The sequence below is a fragment of the Xanthovirga aplysinae genome, from assembly GCF_009711365.1.
Classification (GTDB): Bacteria; Bacteroidota; Bacteroidia; order Cytophagales; family Cyclobacteriaceae; genus Xanthovirga; species Xanthovirga aplysinae.
On sequence record NZ_SMMB01000873.1, the window covers coordinates 1 to 4,983 of the forward strand.

General features: G+C 37.9%; 5 protein-coding genes. All 5 read left to right on the forward strand.

Annotated features, from left to right (window positions below; all coding sequences use genetic code 11):
- The first annotated feature begins 15 nt into the window (after nucleotides 1-15).
- Nucleotides 16-483, forward strand: a complete 468-nt coding sequence (locus E1171_RS07150; protein WP_155205326.1) for a Fur family transcriptional regulator — start codon at nucleotides 16-18, stop codon at nucleotides 481-483.
- 458 nt (nucleotides 484-941) lie between these two features.
- A complete protein-coding gene (locus tag E1171_RS07155; RefSeq protein ID WP_155205327.1) occupies nucleotides 942-2,213 on the forward strand; it encodes a serine hydroxymethyltransferase in 1,272 nt (423 codons plus the stop codon).
- 233 nt (nucleotides 2,214-2,446) lie between these two features.
- Entirely contained in the window at nucleotides 2,447-3,250 is an 804-nt protein-coding gene (tatC, locus tag E1171_RS07160) for a twin-arginine translocase subunit TatC (RefSeq protein ID WP_155205330.1), read from the forward strand.
- A gap of 33 nt (nucleotides 3,251-3,283) precedes the next feature.
- On the forward strand, nucleotides 3,284-3,718 hold the full coding sequence (rpiB, locus tag E1171_RS07165) for a ribose 5-phosphate isomerase B (protein WP_155205328.1): 435 nt from the start codon (nucleotides 3,284-3,286) through the stop codon (nucleotides 3,716-3,718).
- Between the two features lie 386 nt (nucleotides 3,719-4,104).
- The coding region (locus E1171_RS07170; protein ID WP_155205329.1) for an EamA family transporter at nucleotides 4,105-4,983 on the forward strand (879 nt) is incomplete at its 3' end.

Consider the following 4,983-nt stretch of genomic DNA (forward strand, 5'->3'; position numbering starts at 1 on the left):
GTTTTTACGTCAGATATGATCGATAAAAAAGCATTGGCAGAACAGGCCAAAATAGAGTTTGAGGCTTACCTTAAAATCAAAGGTCTCCGAAAAACAGCAGAACGTTTTTCCATTATCGATGAGTTTTTTGCTTTGGAAGAGCATGTTGATGTGGAAAGTTTTTATCTGATGATGAGGAACCGAAATTATTCTATTAGCAGAGCAACTATCTATAATACACTGGATTTGTTGGTGGAATGTGGTTTGGCCGTTAAGCATCAATTCCGGGAAAAACAGGCCTTATATGAGCAGGCCCTCACTTACAAACATCATGATCACCTGGTTTGTAATACTTGCGGAAAAATTAAGGAATTCTCTGATGAACGAATTGAAGCAATTAAGAGAACTATTGGGAAAGAGTTAGGCTCTAATATAAGGCGACATGCATTGGTTTTTTATGGAGATTGTACCATAGAAAACTGTGAGAATAAACCCGGGAGATAATTGAGCTATTTCCTAAAAAAGCAATGATTTCTTCCTTATTTTATTTTTCTATGGCATCTAATTGAATAGTTATTGTGATTCATTAATGTAAAGTGTCCTCTTTTTTGTCACCTTTGCTTTTCTCTAAATTTTTTTATTCTGATATAATACAATATGTAGGTTTAAACTTGTTGGTATATCATTCTAATTAAAATTTTCAAGGCAGGACTGTATTGCTTCCATTTATTAGCTGAAAAAGTAGGATGTAATTTGGTCTTAGTGATAAAGTAATTATAAGAAAAGCCGAACCTAAGAAAGGTTTGTATCTTATAACCGGCTAGTTTCTAAATAAATATTCTTTTGGGCACCTCCCTTTTTTGATTATTAGTTTAATATTTACTCATTCCCTTTATCTGTTGTGAATGTCTGATCCTTAGCGTATTTTTGGAGGAATTTTAAAAGAGCTACCTATTTTAATTATGCAAAGAGACCAATTAGTTTTTGATCTGATTGATAAAGAACAAGATCGTCAGGAAAGAGGGCTTGAGCTGATCGCCTCTGAAAATTTTACTTCGCGCCAGGTGATGGAAGCTATGGGAAGTGTATTGACAAACAAATATGCTGAAGGGCTTCCGGCTAAAAGGTATTATGGAGGTTGTGAGGTTGTGGACCAAGTGGAGAACTTGGCCATTGAAAGAGCCAAAGAATTATTTGGAGCTTCATGGGTGAATGTCCAGCCACATTCAGGAGCGCAAGCAAATGCTGCAGTTATGTTGGCCTGTCTTCAGCCTGGAGATAAAATTTTAGGTTTTGACCTTTCTCATGGAGGTCACTTGACGCATGGTTCACCAGTTAATTTTTCTGGGAAGCTTTACCAGCCAGTGTTTTATGGTGTGGAGAAAGAAACCGGTGTAATTGATTGGGATAAGGTAGTAGAGACCGCTCGTAAGGAAAAGCCAAAAATGATCATTTGTGGGGCTTCTGCCTATAGTCGGGATTGGAATTATAAAAAACTGCGTGAAGCGGCAGATGAGGTAGGAGCCATTTTATTGGCTGATATTTCTCACCCTGCTGGTTTGATTGCCAGAGGTATTTTGAATGATCCCTTAGAATTCTGTCATGTGGTAACAACCACCACTCATAAAACTTTGAGAGGTCCACGAGGTGGAATGATCATGTTGGGGAAAGACTTTGACAATCCATGGGGATTAAAAACGCCTAAGGGAGTAATACGTAAAATGTCTGCCTTATTGGATTCAGGGGTATTCCCGGGAACTCAGGGAGGTCCTTTGGAGCATGTTATTGCGGGTAAAGCGGTGGCTTTTGGGGAAGCGCTTACCGATGAATATTTCGAATATATCGTTCAGGTTCAGAAAAATGCCATGGCTATGGCTAAAGCATTTGAAGCCAGGGGGTATGATATTATCTCCGGAGGTACTGATAATCACATGATGTTGATTGACCTTCGTTCAAAAGAGCTTACCGGAAAATTGGCGGAAAACACATTGATAAAGGCAGATATCACCATAAATAAAAATATGGTGCCATTTGATGATAAATCTCCTTTTGTGACTTCTGGTATGAGAACTGGAACTTCTGCCATCACTACCCGAGGAATGAAAGAAGATCATATGGCTAAGGTGGTAGAGTTGATTGATACGGTTTTGATGAATCATGATAATGAAGCCAAAATTGCGGAAGTAAGAGAGGAAGTGAATAGTTGGATGGGAAATTTCCCCCTTTATAAATAAAATATTATCCTTAAACAGGGGTTAAAAGTTAGGAAAAGAATGTTGCTGCATATGCGGGAGAGGTTCTTAACCTGACTTTTGACTTTTTTGGAGCAAAGGTGATTAAATAAGTAAAGAATTACGAAGAGTTTGGGCTATCCTTTCATTCTCCATGACAAAATAAGGGAAACCAGATTTTTTCATCTTAAAAATAATAGATTGTGGCGAACACGGTGAAAAACGATGAAAAAGAGATGACCTTTCTGGACCATCTCGAGGAGCTGAGATGGCATATGATCCGCTCTTTTGCCTCTATTTTTATATTGGCTGTTGTGGCTTTTTTGTCCAAAGATATTGTTTTTCATCAAATCATATTAGGGCCGTCCCGGACGGATTTTTGGACTTACCAGACTTTATGTAAAATAGGGACCTGGTTAAATTCCGATGTGCTTTGCATTGATAGTCTGCCATTTGAGATTCAAAGTCGTCAAATGACGGGGCAATTTACTATGCATATTACTTCCTCTTTGGTGGTGGGATTGATTTTGGCTTTTCCTTATGCATTTTGGGAGTTTTGGCGATTTATTAGTCCTGCTCTTTATACTAAAGAGCGAAATGCTTCTCGTGGAGCTGTATTTTTTGTCAGTATTTTATTTATTGCTGGGGTTTTATTTGGTTACTATATCGTTTCTCCCCTGTCGATTAATTTCTTGACAAATTATACCTTGGATCCAAGCATAAAGAACCAGATAGATATTACCTCTTATATATCGACTCTTTCTATGTTGGTGCTCTCTTGTGCCATCATGTTCCAGATGCCGGTAGTGGTATATTTTCTGAGCCAGGCAGGTTTAGTGACTCCCGAAAGGATGATTTATTTTAGAAGGCATGCTTTTATTGTGATTTTAGTCTTATCGGCTATTTTGACACCTCCGGATGTAATGAGTCAGTTATTGATAGCTTTGCCACTAACTATACTTTATCAAATCAGTATTTATGTTTCACGAATGGTTTTGAAAAGAAAACTAAAAAGTGAAGAAATCCAGAAATACCAATAATCTAAATATTTAATATCCAAAATCGAATCGATTATGTCAAAGAGAATAGCGATTGGAGGTGACCACGCAGGTTTTGAGTATAAACAAAAGTTGACCGAAAAATTGAAGGCCCATGGCTATGAAGTAAAGGATTTTGGCCCTTTTAGTGATGAATCTGTAGATTACCCCGATCATGTACATCCTCTGGCAGTAGCTATAAAGAATCAAGAAATTGATGAGGGAATATTGATTTGCGGAAGTGGAAATGGCGTAGCCATGACTGCTAACAAACACACGGATATTCGAGCTGCCTTGTGTTGGAATTCAGAGTTGGCGGCTTTGGCCCGTCAGCACAACAACGCCAATGTAATCTGTATTCCTGCTCGATTTGTTTCTTATAAGGAAGCGGAAGAAATGGTAGATACTTTCCTTTCGACAAATTTTGAAGGAGGAAGACACGAGCGCAGAATTAAGAAGATAAGTTGTTAATTTACTTTAAGTAGTATTAAAAAAGCGGCAACTGCCGCTTTTTTAATACTTATAAGCCTTTAAAGGTTACCTCATTAAATGAATGTTTGAATTTTTTTATTGCCTATTTGAACCACTCCAGTTTCCAATAAAGAATAAATAGAAGATTTTCTGCCAGAGATAATCTTCTATCAATTTGATTGTCAACTTAGGAAAAGAAAGCTTAGAACAGTTGTTAATCTTACTCCATTTGGGGGCACTTTATTGTAGGAAACCAATTATACTACCTGTTTATTCAAAAGCATTGATCTTTTAGAGGAAGTGGGCATGAAGAAATAAAGGAGGGACTTAAAAGGAAAGAATTGGTTTTTGAGTCTAAATATTTTTAATTTTTTTAAAGGAGGAGAATGATGCAAGGAAGGGCTATGCTCATAGTTTTTTTAGGAGCCTGTAGTTACGGAATACTTTCCACTATTGTTAAATTATCCTATAAAGTAGGTTTTACCGTTCAGGAAGTAACCGGAATCCAACTACTGTTAGGGGCAATCACCTTTTGGCTGATAAATGGTGTTCAGCATTTGTTAATGAGAAAAGAGGGAAGCCGGATGGCCCACCAGAACAAATTAACTTTAAAAGAAAAGGGCAAACTGCTATTAATGGGAATGCCAATTGGGCTGACAAGCATTACTTATTACATTTGTGTAAGATACGTCCCTGCCTCCTTAGCCATTCTCTTTTTGTTCCAATTTACATGGATTGGGATGTTGTTGGAGAGTATTATTTCTGGACGTCGGCCTTCTCGTTTGCAATTGGTAAGTTTATTCTTTTTGTTGTTTGGAACATTTCTGGCAACAGGAATTACTTCGGTAGGCTGGGAGAATTTTAATGTGCCAGGAGTATTCTTTGGCTTGCTGGCTGCATTATCTTATGCCCTGTTCATCTTTTTTAATAGCCGAGCTAATTCCAATGTACCAACGATCACCCGTAATCAATGGATGTTAACCGGCGCCGTTTTAATCAGCCTTCCCATTTTTCCTCCGGAATTTATTTTTAACGGGGCGCTGGGAAAAGGTTTAATAGCTTACGGTATACCTTTAGCGTTGTTTGGCGCAATTATCCCTCCATTTTTCTATGCAATTGGTGTTCCGAAAACAGGAGTGAATATGGCCTCCGTACTTAGTGCTGCAGAATTACCAGTTGCGGTCTTTGTGTCTTCCATGGTATTGAAGGAAACTGTAAGTTTTAGTCAATGGATGGGGGTAATAATTATATTAGCAGGGATAATT

Coding starts and splice junctions, on each gene's coding strand:
- rpiB (WP_155205328.1), top strand. CDS start 3,284: ATGTCAAAGAGAATAGCGATTGGAGGTGACCACGCAGGTTTTGAGTAT.
- E1171_RS07150 (WP_155205326.1), top strand. CDS start 16: ATGATCGATAAAAAAGCATTGGCAGAACAGGCCAAAATAGAGTTTGAG.
- tatC (WP_155205330.1), top strand. CDS start 2,447: ATGACCTTTCTGGACCATCTCGAGGAGCTGAGATGGCATATGATCCGC.
- E1171_RS07155 (WP_155205327.1), top strand. CDS start 942: ATGCAAAGAGACCAATTAGTTTTTGATCTGATTGATAAAGAACAAGAT.